18 protein-coding genes are annotated in these 20,955 nt (G+C 45.0%); 15 read left to right on the forward strand and 3 right to left on the reverse strand.

Going from position 1 to position 20,955, the window contains the following annotated elements; genetic code table 11:
• Positions 1-510 precede the first annotated feature (510 nt).
• From ylqF to FFM74_RS05385, 9 genes are all read left to right on the forward strand, one after another.
• Positions 511-1,365, forward strand: a complete 855-nt coding sequence (gene ylqF / locus FFM74_RS05345; protein WP_137625601.1) for a ribosome biogenesis GTPase YlqF — start codon at positions 511-513, stop codon at positions 1,363-1,365.
• On the forward strand, positions 1,358-2,119 hold the full coding sequence (locus FFM74_RS05350; protein WP_137625602.1) for a ribonuclease HII: 762 nt from the start codon (positions 1,358-1,360) through the stop codon (positions 2,117-2,119). The genes ylqF and FFM74_RS05350 overlap by 8 nt, the downstream gene beginning before the upstream one ends.
• 39 nt (positions 2,120-2,158) lie before the next feature.
• Complete coding sequence (gene dprA, locus FFM74_RS05355; protein ID WP_137625603.1) at positions 2,159-3,025, forward strand: DNA-processing protein DprA; 867 nt, start codon at positions 2,159-2,161, stop codon at positions 3,023-3,025.
• 89 nt (positions 3,026-3,114) lie between these two features.
• Positions 3,115-5,277: a type I DNA topoisomerase gene (gene topA / locus FFM74_RS05360; RefSeq protein ID WP_137625604.1), complete on the forward strand. Its 2,163-nt coding sequence runs from the start codon at positions 3,115-3,117 to the stop codon at positions 5,275-5,277.
• Positions 5,278-5,414: 137 nt separating this feature from the next.
• On the forward strand, positions 5,415-6,749 hold the full coding sequence (gene trmFO, locus FFM74_RS05365) for a methylenetetrahydrofolate--tRNA-(uracil(54)-C(5))-methyltransferase (FADH(2)-oxidizing) TrmFO (RefSeq protein WP_137625605.1): 1,335 nt from the start codon (positions 5,415-5,417) through the stop codon (positions 6,747-6,749).
• A gap of 65 nt (positions 6,750-6,814) precedes the next feature.
• Positions 6,815-7,726: a tyrosine recombinase XerC gene (xerC, locus tag FFM74_RS05370; RefSeq protein ID WP_137625606.1), complete on the forward strand. Its 912-nt coding sequence runs from the start codon at positions 6,815-6,817 to the stop codon at positions 7,724-7,726.
• 15 nt (positions 7,727-7,741) lie between these two features.
• Positions 7,742-8,284, forward strand: a complete 543-nt coding sequence (hslV, locus tag FFM74_RS05375) for an HslVU peptidase proteolytic subunit (protein WP_137625607.1) — start codon at positions 7,742-7,744, stop codon at positions 8,282-8,284.
• Between the two features lie 15 nt (positions 8,285-8,299).
• The gene (hslU, locus tag FFM74_RS05380; protein ID WP_137625608.1) at positions 8,300-9,721 is read left to right on the forward strand and encodes an ATP-dependent protease ATPase subunit HslU; all 1,422 of its coding nucleotides are present in this window, start codon (positions 8,300-8,302) and stop codon (positions 9,719-9,721) included.
• A 23-nt stretch (positions 9,722-9,744) separates the two neighbouring features.
• Positions 9,745-10,623, forward strand: coding sequence for an aldose 1-epimerase family protein (locus tag FFM74_RS05385; protein WP_137625609.1), 879 nt, complete (start codon positions 9,745-9,747; stop codon positions 10,621-10,623).
• 261 nt (positions 10,624-10,884) lie between these two features.
• Here FFM74_RS05385 and plsY read toward each other — a convergent pair whose 3' ends face one another.
• On the reverse strand, positions 10,885-11,502 hold the full coding sequence (gene plsY / locus FFM74_RS05390) for a glycerol-3-phosphate 1-O-acyltransferase PlsY (RefSeq protein WP_137625610.1): 618 nt from the start codon (positions 11,500-11,502) through the stop codon (positions 10,885-10,887).
• Between the two features lie 368 nt (positions 11,503-11,870).
• Between plsY and parE the strand changes: the two genes are divergently transcribed.
• From parE to msrB, 6 genes are all read left to right on the forward strand, one after another.
• The gene (gene parE, locus FFM74_RS05395) at positions 11,871-13,877 is read left to right on the forward strand and encodes a DNA topoisomerase IV subunit B (protein WP_137625611.1); all 2,007 of its coding nucleotides are present in this window, start codon (positions 11,871-11,873) and stop codon (positions 13,875-13,877) included.
• A gap of 12 nt (positions 13,878-13,889) precedes the next feature.
• Positions 13,890-16,340, forward strand: a complete 2,451-nt coding sequence (gene parC / locus FFM74_RS05400; protein WP_137625612.1) for a DNA topoisomerase IV subunit A — start codon at positions 13,890-13,892, stop codon at positions 16,338-16,340.
• Between the two features lie 186 nt (positions 16,341-16,526).
• Entirely contained in the window at positions 16,527-17,486 is a 960-nt protein-coding gene (locus FFM74_RS05405; RefSeq protein ID WP_137625613.1) for a LysR family transcriptional regulator, read from the forward strand.
• Between the two features lie 21 nt (positions 17,487-17,507).
• Positions 17,508-18,437 (forward strand): manganese-dependent inorganic pyrophosphatase, encoded by a 930-nt coding sequence (locus FFM74_RS05410; protein ID WP_137625614.1) that lies wholly within the window; start codon positions 17,508-17,510, stop codon positions 18,435-18,437.
• A gap of 162 nt (positions 18,438-18,599) precedes the next feature.
• Positions 18,600-18,842, forward strand: coding sequence for an AbrB family transcriptional regulator (locus FFM74_RS05415; RefSeq protein ID WP_223877169.1), 243 nt, complete (start codon positions 18,600-18,602; stop codon positions 18,840-18,842).
• 71 nt (positions 18,843-18,913) lie between these two features.
• Positions 18,914-19,342, forward strand: coding sequence for a peptide-methionine (R)-S-oxide reductase MsrB (msrB, locus tag FFM74_RS05420; RefSeq protein WP_137625616.1), 429 nt, complete (start codon positions 18,914-18,916; stop codon positions 19,340-19,342).
• Between the two features lie 50 nt (positions 19,343-19,392).
• On the opposite strand, the gene FFM74_RS05425 is transcribed toward msrB, so the two are convergent.
• Together FFM74_RS05425 and FFM74_RS05430 are read right to left on the reverse strand one after the other, a co-directional pair.
• Positions 19,393-19,596, reverse strand: a complete 204-nt coding sequence (locus FFM74_RS05425; protein WP_223877170.1) for a YozE family protein — start codon at positions 19,594-19,596, stop codon at positions 19,393-19,395.
• A 151-nt stretch (positions 19,597-19,747) separates the two neighbouring features.
• Complete coding sequence (locus tag FFM74_RS05430) at positions 19,748-20,599, reverse strand: phage integrase N-terminal SAM-like domain-containing protein (RefSeq protein WP_137625617.1); 852 nt, start codon at positions 20,597-20,599, stop codon at positions 19,748-19,750.
• Positions 20,600-20,955: the final 356 nt, after the last annotated feature.

The raw sequence follows: 20,955 nt of genomic DNA on the forward strand, positions 1-20,955 counted from the left end.
AACCCGCACACTTTTGCGCTAATGTCAGCGTGCAGAGATGACTTAATTGATAATGACAGTTCAGGAGCGTATCAGCACTTATGTTCCAAATTACTGCGAAACGGAAATGATTCTCAGTGTGATTTTTAGCCGCCCAGCAGCAAAATGATCGCACTGATCATATCGGTCAATGCTGAAAGACAGCGTGGTTAATCAAGAGATGTGTTAAAATAGAAACTGCTAATTTGGAATTTAAGTGGGGTTCCATCGGATATCTCATTAGTTTTTTCAAATAGATCTGTGTTAATGAAACGCGCGGGATAAACGTCCTGTTAGGTTACGGGCAACCCAAGCTGAGAAAAGTATGAGTCGGCAACGTGTATTAAGGCGGATTTATGGTCATTAGTCAGAGGGGGTCATATACAGTTAGCCCATTTTTTTAAGCGAAAAAGTGTCCCCAAAGTGTCCCCAAGACAGAAAAACAGTAAAACAAGGGTGTCAAACCCTTGCTACGAAAGGAATTGAAGCATTATGGCAAATATACAATGGTATCCCGGACATATGGCTAAAGCGATTCATCAGGTGGAGGATAAGCTCCATTTGGTCGATTTAGTCTTTGAGCTCGTTGACGCGCGGATTCCTGAAGCTTCACGGAACCCAGCAATTGAAAAAGTCATTAAAAATAAACCCAAGCTCGTCATCATGACGAAGAAGGATCTCGCTGATCCACAAATGACTGCGGCTTGGGTCGCCCATTATAAGGCCCAAGGGCAAGTGGCGATTGCGGTCGATTCACGTAATCGTAATACGGCTAAACAGATTACGGATGCGGCGACGACAATGTTGGCTGACAAAATCGCCAAGATTGAAGCGCGCGGCATTACGAATCGGGCGGTTCGTGCCGTTTGCGTTGGGGTACCCAATGTTGGTAAATCAACCTTACTGAATCACATCGTGAATAAGAAGATCGCCCAAGTTGGTGACCGTCCCGGTGTCACGAAGAGTCAGCAATGGCTGAAAGCGTCCAAAAAATTGGAACTCTTAGACACACCAGGGATTCTCTGGCCTAAATTTGAGGACCCAATCGTGGGCACTAAGTTAGCGGTCACGGGTGCCATCAAGGAAAATATCTATCCGAATGATGACGTGGCGCTGTATGCCTTGACCTTCTTTAAAACGTATCATCCCGATCAGTTGGTCGCCCGTTACCATGTGACCCCCGATCAACTCGATTTGAGCGAACCGGAGCTACTCGTTGCAATGACTCAAAATGTTGGGATGCGCGATGACTGGGAACGGTTCTGTGTGGCGTTCTTACTAGATATTCGTAAAGGGCGTTTAGGCCGCTTTACTTTAGACTTGACTGGGGCGCAACCAGATGCCTGAGTATACCGTGGCGGACTATCAGCGCTTATTGGCAGTGCAGCCGAGTGATGCTGTGCTGCAGGCAGCTCAAGCCGATCCGCGTAAAGGTGTGCAACAAGCGTATCGACGCTATTTGAAACGGGCCGAAAAACAAGCGCAATTACTGGCACGTTTCAATCAACATATGTCTTTAGAGCGCGAGTTTTGGCAGGCTGGTGGGCAATATGTTGCCGGGATTGATGAAGTTGGTCGTGGGCCATTAGCCGGGCCAGTCGTTACGGCCGCCGTGGTCTTGCCGCGTGACTTCGACCTGGTTGAGGTCAATGATTCTAAACAGTTGACCGCCCAAAAGCGGGCCGAACTGATGCCCAAGATCTTGTCGGAGGCAGTGTCGGTGAGTCTCGGTGTGGCGGATGCGCCAACGATTGATCGCCTAAATATTTATGAAGCAACGCGGGTGGCGATGTGCCAGGCCGTTGAAAATTTGACGGTCACGCCAACGTTATTGCTAGTCGACGCCATGCAGATTCCGCTACCCATTCAGCAAAATCGGCTAATTAAGGGTGATGCTAAGAGCGCCAGCATTTCCGCGGCGAGTATCGTGGCTAAGGTCGCCCGTGACCACTTGATGGTCATGTACGATCAAGTCTATCCCGGTTATGATTTTGCCGATAACATGGGTTATGGTACCGCGAAACATCTGGCAGGCTTACGAGAATTAGGCGTGACCCCGATCCATCGCCATTCTTTTTCACCGGTGCGAGACGCAGAATAAACCCGTTTGCGTAGTTGTGCCTTAAAGAGGTGACAACACATGCAGTTACGGAGTTTATTGATTCGGCTTCACTTGGCCGAGGGAATCGGGTATGCTGGGATGGCAAAAGTGTTACACAGTTGTTTACGACAGCATCGGGTTTTAACGACCGTTGCCGAACTGACTAAGGCGGCTCACTTATCGACTGCGGATGCGCGGCGGTTCCGTGCGGACTGGGAGAGTGCGCGGTTTAATCAGGCCGTGGCCCGTCATCAGGAATTACAAATTTTAACAATCTTGGATACTGATTATCCCATAACACTAATGGAAAGCTTCCAGCCACCATTAGTGTTATTTTTGCAAGGAAAACGCCAATTGCTGGCGACACCGCAGTTAGCAATCGTCGGTGCGCGCCAAGCGAGTCCGTATGCCGCGCGTTGTGTGGCACAGTTGCTGGAGCCATTGGCAGGTAGTGGGCTTACGATTATTAGTGGGTTGGCACACGGCACCGACAGTTGTGCCCATCGTCAGGCGCTACGGGTTAAGTTACCCACGATTGGGGTGATTGGGACGGGGCTGGATGTGGTTTATCCACGTCAAAATAAAGACTTACAACGAGAAGTTGGTCAGGTTGGCTTACTAATTAGTGAGTATCCACTCGGCAGTGCACCGGCTCGCTACCACTTTCCGGAGCGTAACCGGATCATTGCCGGCTTGTGTGCCGCACTGGTTGTCGTGGAGGCCCGTGAACATTCTGGGAGCTTAATTACGGCCAACTTGGCGTTACAAAACAACCGCAATGTCTTAGCAGTCCCCGGTCCAATTGATGCCCCGATGTCCGTTGGTTGTAATCAATTAATCTTAGCGGGAGCCAAACCAGTACTAAATTCGCGACATATAATAGAAGAGATTTATCACAAAATTTGACAAGACTTAACTTTTGAAATATGATTACATGGATTTGCAAGAGCAAATGCCCCAAATAATCATGATCAAAAGCGTAAGGAGCTGATCAAGTGGCTGCTAGTACAACCAAAGCCAAGCAGGCGGCAACAAAGAAGCCTAGTACCCGAAAACCAGCCAAGAAGACCGCAACGAAGCGGCGCACTCGACAAACGGGGAAAAAATTAGTGATCGTCGAATCACCATCAAAAGCAAAAACGATTGAAAAATATTTAGGCCGTTCTTATAAGGTCGTGGCCAGTTTAGGTCATATTAGAGATTTACCAAAAAGTAAAATGGGTGTCGATGTCGACAATAATTATGATCCCCACTACATTTCGATTCGTGGTAAGGGTGATGTGATTAAAGGGTTACGCCGTGAAGCAAAAAAGGCCAAAGCCGTTTATCTCGCATCTGACCCGGACCGTGAAGGTGAAGCCATTGCCTGGCACTTATCTTACCTATTGGGCTTAGACCCGAAAGATAAGAACCGCGTGGTCTTCAACGAAATTACGAAGGATACGGTTAAGAATGCCTTCAAGGAACCACGCTCGATTGATATGGATTTGGTCGATGCCCAACAAGCGCGTCGAATCCTAGACCGATTAGTCGGTTATTCGATCAGTCCATTGTTGTGGAAGAAGGTCAAAAAAGGTCTCTCTGCCGGCCGGGTACAATCAATTGCGTTAGATTTAATCATCCAACGTGAAAAAGAAATCAAAGCATTCGTACCGCAGGAATATTGGACGATTGAAAGTGAGTTCCAAAAGGGCCGGTCGAAATTTATGGCGAGCTTCTATGGCACCCATGGGAAGAAACAACCGTTAGATGATAATGACGCCGTTCAAAAGATTTTAGGCCAACTCGATCGCAAAGGCGATTTTGACGTGGTTAAAGTCGTCAAGAAGGAACGGAAACGTTTCCCAGCACCGCCTTTTACGACGTCAACCATGCAACAGGATGCGAACCGTAAGCTAAACTTCCGGACGCGTAAGACGATGATGGCGGCCCAGCAATTGTATGAAGGGATTAACGTTGGTGGTAAAGAAGGTAGCGTCGGGTTAATTACCTATATGCGGACCGACTCAACCCGAATCTCCTCAATTGCCAAGCATGAAGCGTCACAGTTCTTGCACAAAGAATATGGTGCCGAATACGCCGCGACGAAGCCGGTCAAAGGCAAGTTACCAGAAGGCGCGCAAGATGCCCATGAAGCGATTCGGCCGTCATCCGTCTTCCGGACGCCTGCAAGTATTAAAGACTACTTGTCGAAAGATCAATTCCGTTTGTACCAATTAGTTTGGTCACGTTTTGTTGCCAGTCAGATGACCCCAGAAGTCTTAGACACGATGGCCGTTACGATTGATCAAAATGACGTGCAATTCCGGGCCAATGGGTCGAAAACGAAATTTGCCGGTTTCACGAAGATTTATGATAAGACGGAAAAGAATAACGTGCTGCCTGATTTAGCCGAGGGCGATGTGGTCAAGCTCAGCAAGACTGATCCACAACAACATTTCACTCAGCCACCGGCACGCTACTCCGAAGCCAACTTGATTAAGGCGTTGGAAGAAAATGGAGTTGGACGCCCATCCACGTATGCCCCAACCTTGGATACGATTCAACGGCGCTACTACGTGAAATTAGAGGCGCGGCGCTTTGTGCCGACTGAACTTGGTGAAATTGTCAACGACATCATCTTGGAATATTTCCCGGATGTCGTCAACGTTGGCTTTACCGCCAAACTGGAAGAACAATTGGATGCGACCGAAGAAGGCGAAGAAGACTGGGTTAAAGTCGTCGATAGCTTCTATCAGCCGTTTTCAAAGGAAGTTACTAAGGCTGAAGAAGGCATGGAGAAAATCCAAATCAAGGATGAACTTGCCGGCTTCAACTGTGAACTCTGTGGTGCGCCGATGGTAGTTAAGATGGGACGCTATGGTAAGTTCTTTGCCTGTTCGCGTTTCCCAGACTGTCGGAATACGAAGCCAATCGTCAAAGAAATTGGCGTCATTTGTCCGCAATGTAAAAAGGGACAAGTCATTGAACGGAAATCAAAGAAGAACCGGCTTTTCTATGGTTGTTCGCGTTTCCCAGAATGTGACTTCGTTTCTTGGGATAAGCCAATCGGTCGTGATTGTCCAAAAGATGGTCACTTCTTAGTTGAGAAGAAGGTCAAGGGCGGTAAGCAAGTCCTGTGTCCTAACGGCGATTACAAAGAAAATGTGCAAAAATAATTAAACGTGAAGCGTTATTAAGGTTCGGTTAAAAGCCAATCCTTGGTAACGCTTTTATTTGTATCAGACCGGGATTTCCGGTATGATTAGCATCAAGTACTATCAAGGGTACTGTTAAATGAAAAGAGGAATTCTGGATGGCATCAATACCAACAGTTAATGTAATTGGCGCGGGCCTCGCTGGCTCCGAAGCCGCGTGGCAGATTGCGAACATGGGCGTCAATGTGCGGCTTTACGAAATGCGGCCGACAAAAATGACCCCGGCCCATCATACGCCTCAATTTGCGGAGTTAGTTTGTACGAATTCACTACGGGCGAACCAGCTCAGTAATGCAGCTGGCTTGTTAAAGGCTGAGATGCGTCAGCTAGACTCCGTCGTGATGCGTTCCGCGGAACATCATGCGGTCCCAGCCGGTGGGGCACTGGCAGTTGACCGAGACACCTTCTCACAAGAGATTACGGATCAGATTACGGCCTTAGCCAACGTTGAAGTAATTAACCAAGAGATCACGACGATTCCTGAAGGGATTACCGTGGTTGCCACTGGCCCACTAACAGCGGCTTCGTTAGCGCAGTCGATTCAAGCGTTCAACGAAGAAGATGATCTGCATTTCTTCGACGCCGCTGCGCCGATTTTGATAAAAGAGTCAATTGATATGGACAAAGTCTATTTGAAATCACGCTATGATCGTGGTGAGGCTGCCTACCTCAACTGTCCGATGACTGAGGCAGAATTTGATGTCTTTTATGACGCCTTGATTCATGCCGAAATGGCCGAAGCGCATGATTTTGAAAATTCAGATGTCTTCGAAGGCTGTATGCCGATTGAAGTCATGGCACAACGTGGTCGTCAAACGATGCTGTTTGGACCCTTGAAGCCAGTCGGATTAGAAGACCCTAAGACGGGCCGGCAACCATTCGCCGTGGTTCAGTTACGGCAAGACGATGCCTCTGGTGAGTTGTATAATATCGTTGGCTTCCAGACGCATCTCAAGTGGGGCGAACAAAAACGCGTCTTCGGTCTGATTACAGGACTTGAAAATGCTGAATTTGTACGTTATGGTGTCATGCATCGCAACACCTTCATGAAGTCTCCGAAACTACTGGAACCCACTTATCAAACGAAGCAACGGCCGGACTTGTTCTTCGCTGGACAAATGACCGGGGTTGAAGGCTATATTGAGAGTGCCGCCAGTGGAATCGTGGCGGGGATCAATGCCGCGCGTTTGGCATTAGGCTTAACGCCAGTGGTCTTCCCTGAAGACACGATGATGGGGGCCATGGCCCACTACATCACCCACACCAATGCCAACAATTTCCAACCGATGAATGCGAACTTCGGGATTGTGCCCAAGTTGACTAAGCGGATTCGGGATAAACGGGAACGAAATACGGCAGTCTCGGAACGGGCCTTAACAGAACTCACGGCATTTAAAGCCAATGCCTTAAATTTGACTAAAGTTGACCAATAATCAGGATACTTAATTGTGTTTTCCTCCAGACTTTGCTAAAGTAGCAACGAATGGAGGTTTTTTGATTGGCAGAATCTGAATTAGACTTATTTTTAAAGTATATCCGCGTGGAGCGTCAATATTCAGAAGAAACCGCTGAGGCCTACCATGAAGATATTCAAGCCTTTCACGATTTTTTAGCGGCGAATGGCGGCGCCAAAGCGTATACTAAAGTTGACCACTTGGATGTGAACGTTTACTTGAGTTCACTCTATGACCGGCACTTAACGCGTAACTCGATTGCGCGTAAGGTGTCCAGTCTCCGGTCCTTTTACAACTTTCTCGTGAAAAATGATCTCGCTAAGTTGAATCCGTTCGTGTACGTGCAATTAAAAAAGCACGCGCCACGCTTGCCGCGGTTCTTTTATCAAAAAGAACTGGACGTCTTATTTAAGACCGTCTATGCAGATGATTCAGTGATGGGCACCCGCAATGCCGCGCTGTTAGAAGTGTTGTATGGCACCGGCATTCGTCTGAGTGAGTGTGTGAACTTACAACTGGCAGACGTCGACTTCGATCTTAAAATGATGTTGATTCGTGGGAAAGGTGACAAGGAGCGCTATGTGCCGTTTGGTCGCTATGCCGCCCATGCCCTGCGTCAGTATTTTGAGAGTTGCCGGACACCCGTGATGGCCCAGTATGAGCAAGTCCATCAAACGGTGTTCATTAATCGTCACGGCGGACCAATTACGGGTAAAGGCGTGGAATACGTCTTGAATCAGCTGGTGAAGAAAAGTAGTTTAACGGCGGATATCCACCCGCATATGTTGCGGCATACGTTCGCCACTCAGATGTTGAACAATGGGGCGGATCTACGGACCGTCCAAGAACTATTAGGTCATACGAGCCTATCAACCACGCAAATTTATGCGCACGTGACTAAGGAACATTTACAACAAGATTATCGAAACTTTTTTCCCCGCGCAACGCGGAAATAACTAAGGAGCGTTTTTATGACAGTAAAATTTGAAGCAACTACAATTTGTGCCGTCCGTCAAAATGGTCACAATGCGATGGCCGGCGATGGCCAAGTCACAATGGGTGAAAAGGTCGTCATGAAGGGCACGGCTCACAAGGTCCGTCGGATTTATAATAATGAAGTGGTCGTCGGCTTTGCTGGGAGTGTCGCGGATGCCTTTAACTTGGAAGAACGTTTTGAAAAGAAACTTAACGAGTTTTCTGGCAATTTACAACGTTCGGCCGTTGAACTTGCCCAAGAATGGCGGAGTGACCAGGCACTGCAAAAGTTAGAAGCCTTACTCATCGTCATGAATAAGGACGAGATGTTGCTGGTTTCTGGGAGTGGTGAAGTCATCAGTCCAGATAACGACGTTTTAGCGATCGGTTCAGGGGGCAACTTCGCCTTAGCGGCTGCCCGTGCCATGCAAGATCACGCTAAAGACATGAGTGCTAAAGAAATTGCTGAAGCCGCCATCAATTTGGCTGGTGACATTGATATCTTTACGAACCACAACGTTATTTCAGAAGAATTATAAAAAGGAGCAACCTCGATGGAAATGATAAATAAGACCCCGAAACAAATCGTGTCCGACCTTGATAATTACGTCATTGGTCAAGGCGCCGCTAAAAAAGCCGTCGCCATCGCTTTACGGAATCGGTATCGGCGGATGGAATTGTCAGCTGATATGCAAGAAGAAATTACCCCGAAAAATATGTTAATGATTGGGCCAACCGGGGTTGGGAAGACTGAAATCGCTCGGCGTTTGGCTAAGATTGTTAAAGCGCCCTTTGTTAAGGTAGAAGCGACTAAGTTTACCGAAGTCGGCTACGTTGGTCGAGATGTTGAATCAATGGTCCGTGATTTAGTTGATATTTCAATTGAAATGGAAAAAGCCCAGGCCTACTCAAATGTGCGGTCATCTGCTGTTCGTGAAGCCGACAAACGCTTAGTCAAACTACTCGTGCCTGCTCAGAAAAAGCAAACCAAGTCAAATGGTAATGATTTCCAAAGCATGATGAGCATGATTAATCAGATGCAACAGACGGGGCAAATGCCGACAGCCGACAACAACGATAATGAAGAAGTGACGGATGATATTCGTAACTCGCGCTTATCGGTTTCCGATCAACTGAAGAATGGCTTATTGGAAGACTCCGAAGTCACGATTGAAATGGATGATCCCCAACAAGCCGCGGCTGGAAACAATAACATGCTTGGTCAGATGGGGATTGATTTAGGCGATACTTTAGGCCAAATCATGCCCAAGAAGCGAATCAAGCGCTCAATGCCCGTTTCAGAAGCGCGTGAGATCTTAGTCAAGGAAGAATCAGAAAAGTTAGTCAACAGTGCTGATATTTATCATGACGCGATCGTTCGGGCCGAAAATACCGGGATTATCTTTATTGATGAAATTGATAAGATTACTGGTGGTGGGCAACAAAACTCTGGTGAAGTGTCACGTGAAGGGGTTCAACGGGATATTTTACCAATCGTCGAAGGCTCACAAATTTCAACCAAGTATGGTCCGATTAACACTGACCACATTCTCTTCATTGCTTCCGGGGCATTTGCTGAAAGTAAGCCAAGTGATTTGATTGCGGAACTTCAAGGACGTTTCCCAATTCGGGTCGAATTAGATGACTTGAGCAAGGAAGACTTTGTCAAGATTTTAACAGAACCTAAGAACGCATTAATCAAGCAATATATCGCCTTGATTGGCACGGATAACATCAAGGTCACCTTTACGATCGAAGCCATCGAAGCGATTGCTGAGATTGCCTATAAGGTTAACCATGAAACGCAAAACATCGGTGCTCGGCGTTTGCACACCGTCTTAGAAAAGTTATTGGAAGAATTGCTATATGAAGGCCCAGATATGGAAATGGGTGACGTGACAATTACAGAAAATTACGTCAATGAACGGATTGGGAATATTGCTAAAGACAAGGATCTCAGTCGTTACATTCTTTAATTAAATCAAAGGAGTCAGGGTGAATGACAGTTGAATTAAAAAATGACTTTCTCACGGTCAAGATCAATGAAGCTGGGGCTGAACTCAGCAGTGTGAAATCAGCAGATGGTATTGAATATATGTGGCAGGCGGACCCTAAATATTGGGGCCGGCACGCACCGGTGTTATTTCCAATTGTCGGTCGGTTAAAGGATGATCAGTATACCGTTGCTGGCCAAGCTTATCCAATGGGGCAACACGGTTTTGCTCGCGATCATGAGTTTCGCTTAGTTGCGGAGACGGCAACGAGCGCCACCTTGGAATTAACGGATAGTAGTGAGACCCGTGCCATTTACCCGTTTGCGTTTCGACTACGCTTGCATTACACGTTAACTGGCCAAGAATTGACAGTCGGCTACGAAGTCCACAATCCAGCTAACCATGACTTACTGTTCTCGATCGGTGGGCATCCCGCGTTCAACGTGCCATTAGCGTCGTCTACGGGGCGTTTGACGGATTATCGACTCACAGTTACGCCAGGGCAGAAGTATCAACATATCCCATTACAGGCGCCGTATAACGATGTGGCGAATGCGACTGAGCTTGATTTGAGTCAGCCATTACCATTGACACGCGACTTCTTTAAAGACGATGCGGTCATCTTAGGGCTAGATCGGCAAACGACGACCTTGAAATTGAGTTCTGATTTGGATGACCATGGCGTGGCGATGACGATTGAAGACGCTCCTTACGTGGGCATGTGGTCACCATATCCCGCGGATGCACCATTCGTTTGTTTGGAACCATGGTGGGGCATTGCGGACAACGTTGACCATGATGGCCAGTTGAGTCACAAGATGGGAATTAACCAGCTAGCGGCTAATCAGACCTTTAATCAGCACTATGCGATTAAATTCTTCTAGTTTTGGACTAATGCGATTGATTTGACCTGATGCTATTGGTAAAAATGAATCTAAATGAGTTGTCAGTAACCTTAATTGGGTGCTGGCAATTTTTTTGTGGACGGAAATTGCGTTGGAAATGTATGATACTTGTAACATGTTACTTTAACTAAATGTCGAAATTCAACTGCAAACCCAACCACTAGCATACCAGCTTCCCGAAAGAAGGCGTAAAAAAAGGAGCAATGAAAGTCATCGCTCCCTGAAATCTCGAACAGTTACTTAATGCTGTTTAGCTTGATAACGACGCCATCCCAGACCGAAGTGGACCAATGATTCAGTTCCCGCTTTAATCCGGGCAATGTTTGCACGGTGGCGGTAAAAGATGAAAATGGTCAAGGCAACGGCGACAATGGATAAAATCCAGTCTTGGTAATAGAAAATCGCAATCAAACTGACTAACGTGAGCGAAGCCATACTAGCGACACTCACCATGCTTGTCAAATAAACCAAGGTGAACATAATGGCACTGGCAATCAAGAAGAACTGCCAATTATAAGCGAGTAAAATCCCGGCACTGGTTGCCACGGCCTTGCCACCTTTAAATCCAATGAACACTGAGAAGGTGTGTCCGAGAATAGCAGCAAGCCCGATCAGTAGGGCATTAACTGGTAAGTGAAAGATTGCTGGTTGCGCAGCAGCCAAAGTACCCTTTAAGATGTCCATGGCCATAACAACTGTGCCAGCGACGGGTCCCAACACGCGATACGTGTTAGTCGTCCCAATGTTACCACTGCCAGCTTGTCGAATATCTGTATGAAAGAAAAGCTTGCCAATAATGACACCCGAAGGAATCGAGCCGAGTAAATAGGCGACGATTAGCATAAGTATGATTTCCACGATTGAAACCTCCTGCAATAGAGTCAACCAATATTTTAGCATGCTTTGCTAGTTGATGGGTTAGTTTTCCTCAAAAAATTTGTATTGACAAGCAGGGGGCGGAGTCATTACAATATAGTGAACGTATGTTCGGTGGTGAATCTAAAAGTCGCCCTAATGTTTAAATTTATTATTTTAGTTTAAATTTGGCTGAACCGACGCTTAAAAGTCGTCTCAGCGACATTAAAAAGTAAAAAAGAATCTTATTTTTTAACTTGCTGTGCTATAATTTAATCTGCATGGCTTACGTTAGCGTTGTCAAGCCTAGTAACTAGGCAATCTGACTAATTAACCGGTTATGACCAGAAACACGAAGGAGCAATTCATGAATGGCTAAAAAAGACTTAAAATATGACGATTCTTCAATTCAAGTGCTTGAAGGATTGGAAGCCGTCCGCAAACGACCTGGGATGTATATCGGGTCAACGGACGGTCGCGGTTTACACCATCTGGTTTACGAAATTGTCGATAACGCGGTCGATGAAGCTTTGGCTGGTTTCGGTAAAGAGATTAATGTTGTGATTCATGCGGACAACAGTATCACGGTTGTCGATCATGGTCGTGGGATGCCAGTTGGGATGCATGCCTCTGGGATTCCGACCCCAGAAGTTATCTTGACGGTCTTGCATGCCGGTGGAAAATTCGGCCAGGGCGGCTATAAGACTTCCGGCGGGCTGCATGGCGTTGGTGCGAGTGTCGTGAATGCCTTATCAACTGAATTGACGGTCACGATTATCCGTGACGGTTATCGCTATCAAGAAAAATTCAAAAATGGCGGGCAGCCAGTCGGCACCCTTGAAAACAAGGGTAAAACGGCTAAACCAACCGGAACGACGATTACGTTTAAACCTGACGCAAGTATTTTTACAACGACGGTTTATAATTTTCAAACGTTGTCCGAACGATTACGCGAATCAGCCTTCTTATTGAAGGGCGTTAAAATCACTTTGGCTGATGAACGTGAAGGCCAACAACAAGAAGAAGTTTTCCATTATGAAGAAGGCATCAAAGAATTTGTCACTTATCTCAACGAAGATAAGGATACCCTCGGTGATGTCATGTTCTTCGATGGCACCAAGGAAGGCGTTGAAGTTGAAGTCGCGGCGCAATACAACGACGGCTATTCTGAAAACTTGCTTTCCTTTGTCAATAATGTGCGAACGCCAGACGGTGGGACCCATGAAGCTGGGTTCCGTAGTGCCTGGACGAAAGCTTTCAATGAGTATGCCCGAAAAGTTGGCTTGCTGAAGGAGAAAGATAAGAATCTGGAAGGCTCTGACGTGCGTGAAGGATTGTCAGCGGTTATTTCATTACGGATTCCAGAAAATCTCTTGCAATTTGAAGGCCAAACTAAGGAAAAACTAGGTACACCGGAAGCCCGGACGATTGTCGACAGTGTCATCAGTGAGCAATTACAGTTTTTCTTGATGGAAAATGGTGAATTTGCCCAAATGCTGATTCGTAAATCGACGAAGGCACGCCAAGCACGTGAGGCCGCCCGTAAAGCTCGTGATGAGAGCCGTAACGGTAAGCGAAAGCATAAACAAGAACGGCTGTTGTCTGGTAAATTAACGCCGGCACAGTCTAAGAATGCCAAACGGAATGAACTTTTCCTAGTTGAAGGGGATTCTGCCGGTGGGTCGGCCAAGCAAGGCCGCGATCGGAAATTCCAAGCAATTTTGCCACTCCGCGGGAAAGTTTTAAATACCGAAAAGGCCAAACTACAAGACATTGTTAAAAATGAAGAAATTAATACGATGATTTATACGATTGGTGCGGGTGTCGGGACTGAATTTGATTTGAAAGCTAGCAATTACGACAAAGTCATCATCATGACCGATGCCGATACCGATGGTGCCCATATTCAGATCCTGTTGCTCACCTTCTTCTATAAATACATGCGGCCACTGATCGACGCTGGGAAGATTTATATCGCTTTACCACCGTTGTATCGTCTACAAAAGAAGCAAGGCAAACAACTGCGAACTGAATATGCTTGGACCGATGAGGAGCTTGAACTTCGGACTAAGACATTCGGTAAAGGGTATGCGCTACAACGTTACAAGGGGCTTGGTGAAATGAATGCCGAACAGCTCTGGGAAACGACGATGGACCCGGAAAAACGGACCTTGGTTCGTGTCCGGATTGATGATGCAGCCTTAGCTGAAAAACGGGTCACCACTTTAATGGGTGATAAGGTTGAACCACGTCGTAAGTGGATTGAAAACAATGTTCAATTCAGTCTCGATGAAGACGGCTCATTACTCGATAACCAAGCGCTTAGTTCGGCACATGAAAAGGCTGATGAAGAATTAGCGCAACAATTAAAGCAATAAGGAGGTCGCAATTTGACAGTTGAACAACCAAAAATTCAAGAATTAACCTTGGAAGACGTCATGGGCGACCGCTTTGGCCGTTACTCTAAGTATATTATCCAAGAACGGGCGTTGCCGGATATTCGTGATGGCTTGAAACCCGTTCAGCGGCGAATTCTCTATGCCATGAATCAGGATGGCAACACCTATGACAAGGCCTTCCGAAAGTCTGCAAAATCGGTCGGAAACGTCATGGGTAACTTTCATCCTCATGGGGATTCTTCAATTTACGAAGCAATGGTTCGCCTGAGTCAAGATTGGAAATTACGCGAACCACTCATTGAAATGCATGGTAATAATGGGTCAATGGATGGCGATCCAGCCGCCGCAATGCGATATACCGAGGCACGCCTCAGCAAAATCGCTGGTGAAATGTTACAAGATATCGATAAGAAAACCGTCGATATGGTTTTAAACTTCGATGATACGGAGTACGAACCGACAGTGTTGCCGGCCCGTTTTCCAAATCTCTTAGTCAACGGTGCGACTGGGATTTCAGCCGGTTATGCGACGGAGATTCCACCGCATAATTTAGGCGAAGTCATTGATGCAGTGCTCTATTTGATGAACCATCCCAAGGCCGAGATGGCTGATTTGATGGACTTTGTCAAAGGACCCGATTTTCCGACCGGCGGCATTATCCAGGGGATTGATGGGATCAAAAAAGCCTATGAAACTGGTCGTGGTCGAATTGTCGTCCGTTCACGGACACAGATTATGCCATTGAAAGGCAATAAATCCCAAATTGAGATTTCGGAGATTCCTTACGAAGTGAATAAGGCCCAACTGGTTAAAAAGATGGACGAAATTCGCATCATGAAGAAAATTGAAGGCATTGCGGAAGTTCGTGATGAAAGTGACCGTAAAGGGTTATCTATTGTGGTTGAACTAAAGCGTGACGTCAATGCAGAAGGTATTTTAAATTATTTATTTAAGAATACTGATCTACAAATTACGTATAATTTCAACATGGTTGCCATTTATCATCAACGGCCAGAACACGTTGGCCTGAAAACGATCATTGGCGCTTACTTGGAACATCAGCGTGATGTGATTACTCGGCGGACCCAGTTTAATTTGCAAAAAGCTGCTGATCGGCAACATATCGTCCAAGGGCTCATCAAAGCGATGTCCATTTTGGATGAAGTCATTGCGACCATTCGTGGCAGTAAAGATAAAAAAGATGCCAAAGCAAATTTAGTCGCAAAATTTGACTTTTCAGAACTGCAGGCAGAAGCCATTGTGACGATGCAATTGTATCGTCTAACTAATACTGATGTGACGCAGTTGGAAAAAGAAGCCGCTGAATTAGCCGAAGCCATCAAGCGCTATCAACTTATTTTGGCGGAACCTAAAGAGCTGGATAAGGTCTTGCGGCGCGAATTAAAGGCAATTCAAAAGGCTTATCCAAGCAAACGGTTTACTGAGATTCAATCTGAGGTTCAAGAATTGAAGATTGACACTGAAGTGGTCGTTCCACAAGAAGACGTCGTTGTCATGATTAGTCATGATGGGTATATCAAACGGACTAGCTTACGGTCATATACGGCCTCTGACGCTGCTGATAATGGGCTGAAAGATGAGGATTTCCCAATTTATTTGGCGAAAAACAATACGCTGGACCATCTGATGATGTTCACGAATCAGGGCCATTTGATCTATCGTCCCGTTCATGAGATTGCTGATGCGAAATGGAAAGACACCGGTGAACACATTTCACAAACGATCGGCTTGGCAGCTGACGAACGGATCACCTGGGTCTTTAATTTTACCGACTTAAAAGCCACTGGCAAGTTCTTAGTGGCAACGAATGACGGTTACATTAAGCAGACCGATTTTGCTGACTACACGCCGGGGCGGACGTATAAGACCCGCGCCAGTCAATTCATCAAATTGAAGTCTGACACATCTCAAGTTGTGACAGTCAAGTATTTGCCAACCGTGCCAGAGGGTACCTTGGTCTTGTTGACACAACATGGTTATGGCTTACGCTATGATCTGAGTGAAGTCCCAACGGTCGGTGCGAAGGCAGTTGGGGTAAAATCAATGGATCTGCGCGACGACTTAATTGTTCGAGCAGCGATTGCGGGTGAAAATGATTTACTGGCGATGATTACGCAACGTGGCTCATTTAAACAGATGAAGGTCAGTGATATTCCAGTCACCAGTCGTGCGCGTCGTGGCGTGCAAGTGCTACGCGAGTTGAAGAGCAATCCACATCGGCTTGTTGATGCGGTATTGATTGGCGCTAATCAGACCGGTGTGGCACTAGAAGTGTTGACGGATCGACTGAAGCAGCATTCGATTCTGAGCGATGATCACCCAGTGAGTGCCCGCTATTCGAATGGCTCATTTGTCGTGGATACGGATACTGAAGGGATTCCGGTTGCCATTCAGATTCATCCCATCCCGTTGACCGTTTAAAAAATAGAACGCCCAACGCTTGCAAGGCTTTCAGCATTAGCTTACTATGAAAACAGGTTAAAAATGATCACTTAATAATTAGGTGAGGTTTATTTACCGATAACAATCGCTTGCTTTAAAATCTAATCTTGTATATATTATAGACATCATAAGATGAAGATAAGACGAAAGGATCAGGTAAAATTCATGAAAACAACTCAAGAAAGTATTTTCTCTTCAAAAACGTTGACCTATTTCTTGCAATTAGCTGAAACAATGAATTATACGCAAGCTGCACAGATCTTAGGCATTACCCAGCCTGCGTTGACACAACAAATTAAAAAGTTGGAACGGACGGTTGGGGCACCATTATTTTATTCCGTTGGTAAAAAGTTACGCTTGTCCGACGCTGGTTATACGATGTTAAATGCGACGCATAATATTTATAATGTGTTGAATAAAGCCACCGATGAAATTCAGCAGACCACAAGTGCCACTCAAGGATCAATTAATATTGGGGTCTTGGCATCTATTGAGGATCATGTTTTTGAGGACTTTGCAATCAAGTATTACGAAGCCAATCCGAATGTGGTTATTTCGTTTCATATGTTAACCCGGAAAGAAATCTGGGAACGTTTAGAAAACAACCGAATTGATTTAGCGGTCATGTATTTACCCGATGAAAGCATCAAAAACTGGAAACCTTATCAATCGAAAAAGATTGTTCAGGAAGACTTGTTATTCATCACTAGTGATCCAAAGCAAGCGAAAAAGAAGCGCATCAAGTTTAAAGATACGACCAGTGAACCTTGGGTCAGGTATCCTGAAAACTATTATTTAGATCAAGTGATTAAGGAGTCCTACAAGAATCAGCTAGCTGATTTACCGACCCCGATTGCCCGGTTTACCACACCACAACAGATTTATCGTTTCGTGGCTGCAACTGGAACGAACACGGCATTGCCAAGTTCATTTATGGTCGCTAACCCTGCCAATGATAATCTGCATACGGTCTCGTTTGAACCAGCAATTAAGTTTGATTTGAATTTCGTCTTCCGTAAAGATAAAGATCAGATTCCACGAATCAAGAATTTCTTGGATGAATTTGATAACTATTTGCGTAAAGAAGACTATATCTCACGGTTACAAAAAATTAATCAAAAATAGACTAAAAGGAGTTTTTCGAAAATGAGTAAAGAACTAATTTTTGGTCACCAAAGTCCTGACACTGACGCTATTGTGGCGGCCAAAGCCTTGTCATATTTAGAAAATAAGTTGGGTAATGATACTGAAGCCGTTGCTTTAGGTGAACCTAACGAAGAAACCAAGTTTGTTTTAGATCACTTTAACGAACCGGCACCACGGATTATTACTAAGGCTGCGCCGGAAGTTGACTCAGTGATGTTAGTTGATCATAACGAACCGCAACAAAGTGTTAGCGATATTGCTGATGTGACTGTGACCGCGGTCGTTGATCATCACCGGATTTCTGGGTTCGAAACGTCACAACCATTGTTCTACCGTGCAGAACCACTTGGCTGCTGCAGTACGGTTATTTATAAGATGTTCAACGAACAGCACGTTGAAATTCCTGCTAAATTAGCTGGTTTGATGTTATCTGCAATCATCTCTGACACCTTGTTATTGAAGTCACCAACAACAACGCCAACCGATGTTGCCGTTGTGAAAGACTTAGCTAAAATCGCTGACGTTGATTACGAAAGCTACGGTTTAGCAATGCTTAAAGCTGGCACAAACTTAGCAAGCAAGAGTGAAAAAGAATTAATTGATGCTGATGCTAAATCATTTGAAATGGCCGGTACGACGGTCCGTGTGGCACAAATCAATACCGTTGACTTACCAGAAGTATTTGATCGCCAAGAAGCCTTAGAAGCTGCCGCAAAGGCCGAAAATGATGCTGATGGTTACGACTTATTCTTAATCTTAGCAACTAATATTTTAGACAGCAATTCTGAATTATTAGTCGTTGGTGCCCCAACTGCACCCGTAGAAAAGGCTTTTGGCAAAACGCTTAAAAACAATCGTTTGAGCTTGCCAGGTGTCGTTTCACGTAAGAAGCAAGTGGTGCCACAATTGACTGACGCCTTCAATGCTTAATCTGAATTTTCAAAAGACATCCTTAGTTGGATGTCTTTTTTGTTATACAGATCAGTATTTTAAGGATTAATGGCAGTGAAACTGTCTCTCAGGCGTTAGTAATTGACTTCGTATGTCCATAGAAGTAGTATGCACATACGTAAGCTGAGAGGAGGGATTTCAGTGACTAAAGCAGATAGTGTGAAGCCATTTAAAAGTGGCGAATCATTAGCATTTCGAATTTCTGAAAGTGACCGTGAACACTTGCAAATGGATACGACAACTGAGTTTGAAAAAATTATTTCTCCAGATGGTCAAGAAATCACTTTTCGCAAGCTTGGAGCAGTCCGTCCCAATATTTTGAAATTAGCGAATAGTCAATATGATCAGCATGCAGATTTAATGAAACGGCTCGAAAAATTGTGAGCTTTCTTTGAAGTAAAGTAATTTTTATGACAGTTGACTCAAGACAATGTCCGTTAAGGAGATGATTACGTTTGGATCAGGAAAAATTAAAACAAAAATTGACTGCTGAGCAGTATGCGGTCACACAAGAAGCTGCTACCGAACGGCCATTTAGCGGTCAATATGATGATTTTTATCAGGAAGGCCTCTACGTGGATGTTGTGAGTGGTGAACCGCTATTTAGCTCACGTGATAAGTATGATGCTGGTTGTGGCTGGCCATCATTTACTAAGCCAGTGACGAAAGCGGCCCTCAAAGAAAACTTTGATGACGCTTATGGGATGCACCGTACCGAGGTCTTGAGTCAGCAAGCCGACTCACACCTGGGCCATGTGTTTACTGATGGCCCTCAAGATCAGGGTGGTTTGCGATACTGTATTAATTCGGCAGCATTGAAGTTTATTCCGGTCGCTGAGTTAGCACAGGCAGGTTATGGCTCTTATGTCGCATTATTTAAATAAAGGCAGTAAAAAATTCCGCTTAGTTATGTTAACTAGGCGGAATTGCTTTTTTAGGCGGCTTGATAGGCATCTAATGCCGAATATAGCGAATTTTTAACGGTATCACGTGTATTCAAATAAGTAATATAATCAGATAATTCGGTGATGTTGCTCGTTCGCGGAAAATCAAAGTCAGCATGTGCGTAGCAAGCGGCCGAATTATAAGGTCCCCGTTGGTCGATAAATGGTTCCAGCCAGCGATAAAATGTCATCATCTCAAAATCATCCTTTCAAAACTCGATAATCCTAGTCTAAAGGCATTTAAAGCTGATGTACAGGATTCGACGGAAGCTTAACCAACTTGCAAATCAGTTGTAAGGTTTGTGATACGACTGTAAATTATTGTAAAGAAATTGCAACACAGTGTTAGTTTCTAGCTGCACGCAATTGTCGAAGTTCTTGCTGACGGGCTAGGTTTTGATAATAGCCTAGGCTGGCCAAATCCAATCGTAATGTTGTCATGATAACTGGGAGTTCGGTGTCGCGATGACCACGTAAGTACCACAGAATGAAGCTCTGACGCAGCCACACTGGTTTTAACGGCATGCCGGCCCGTTGACTGTCGCCACTGAGGTATTTATGCAGTGCCGCGAGACTGAGTCGTGGATCAGCGCCGCGTTTACGCTGTTTCAAAAATAAATCCCGAGTCTGAAACTCGGCCTGTAAGGGCGCTAAAAAGGTCTTAAATTTCGTCAAGAACACTTGTTCGTCAGCTGAAAAAGTGAGAGACTTAAGTTGTTGATAAAAATTAGGACTTAGGATTTCACTGGCCGTAAAACTATGACAAGTAAAGCACAAGAATGCCCTGGTATAGACGTGTAAGTCGTCGTTTGAGAGCAATTTTGACAGTTGCACTGGCCAGTCATCAGTAGTCTGATTTCCCGTTAGCGGTTGGCCCTTGATGGTAAATGTTGGCAGTGTCGTAATCCGACGATGCGCGAACAAGAAACTAAAATAGCCATTTAAATTGGATAAACTTTTATTTAACGTGCTGGTTTTAAATTGACGTTGTTCTTTGAGCATGCTTAAGTAGGCTTGAATATCATTTTCAGTAATATCGATCAGCAAACCGCTGGCTTGATAAGTGCCGTTAAAGTGTTGCTGATAGTTGAAAAAATCACGTAAGGTCAGTTGGTATTGAACGATTGTCTGTGGTTGTTTCGCATCAGCAGTCAACTGATCAACAAAACTTTGTTCATAAGGAAATGTTGGCGTCATAGCAGGTCACAAGCCTTTCTAATTATAAATTGTTACTTTAACTTAAACACAAATTCAAATCAAAAACAAGCCATTAGCGGAGATGCTGTGAGACGCATTTTAAGGCTCAGTTGAGTTAACACACGGATAAGTTATCGTCAAAGTTAACTGAGCTGACGTGATTAAGTTAGTCTAAAATACTGTCATTAACTCAGTTTAGGTTTAACGCCATTTTTTGCTAGTAATTAAAGTCAACACTAAAAACAACTTATTGAACATGAATTAAAGAATTCGACTCAGAAAAGTTTTTCAAAAAAATAAACCGAAAGTCTGAGTCACCAAATTATAAGTGACAGATCAATTTTTTTACCAAAAGT

The sequence above is a fragment of the Lactiplantibacillus pingfangensis genome (assembly GCF_005404945.1).
Taxonomy (GTDB): domain Bacteria; phylum Bacillota; class Bacilli; order Lactobacillales; family Lactobacillaceae; genus Lactiplantibacillus; species Lactiplantibacillus pingfangensis.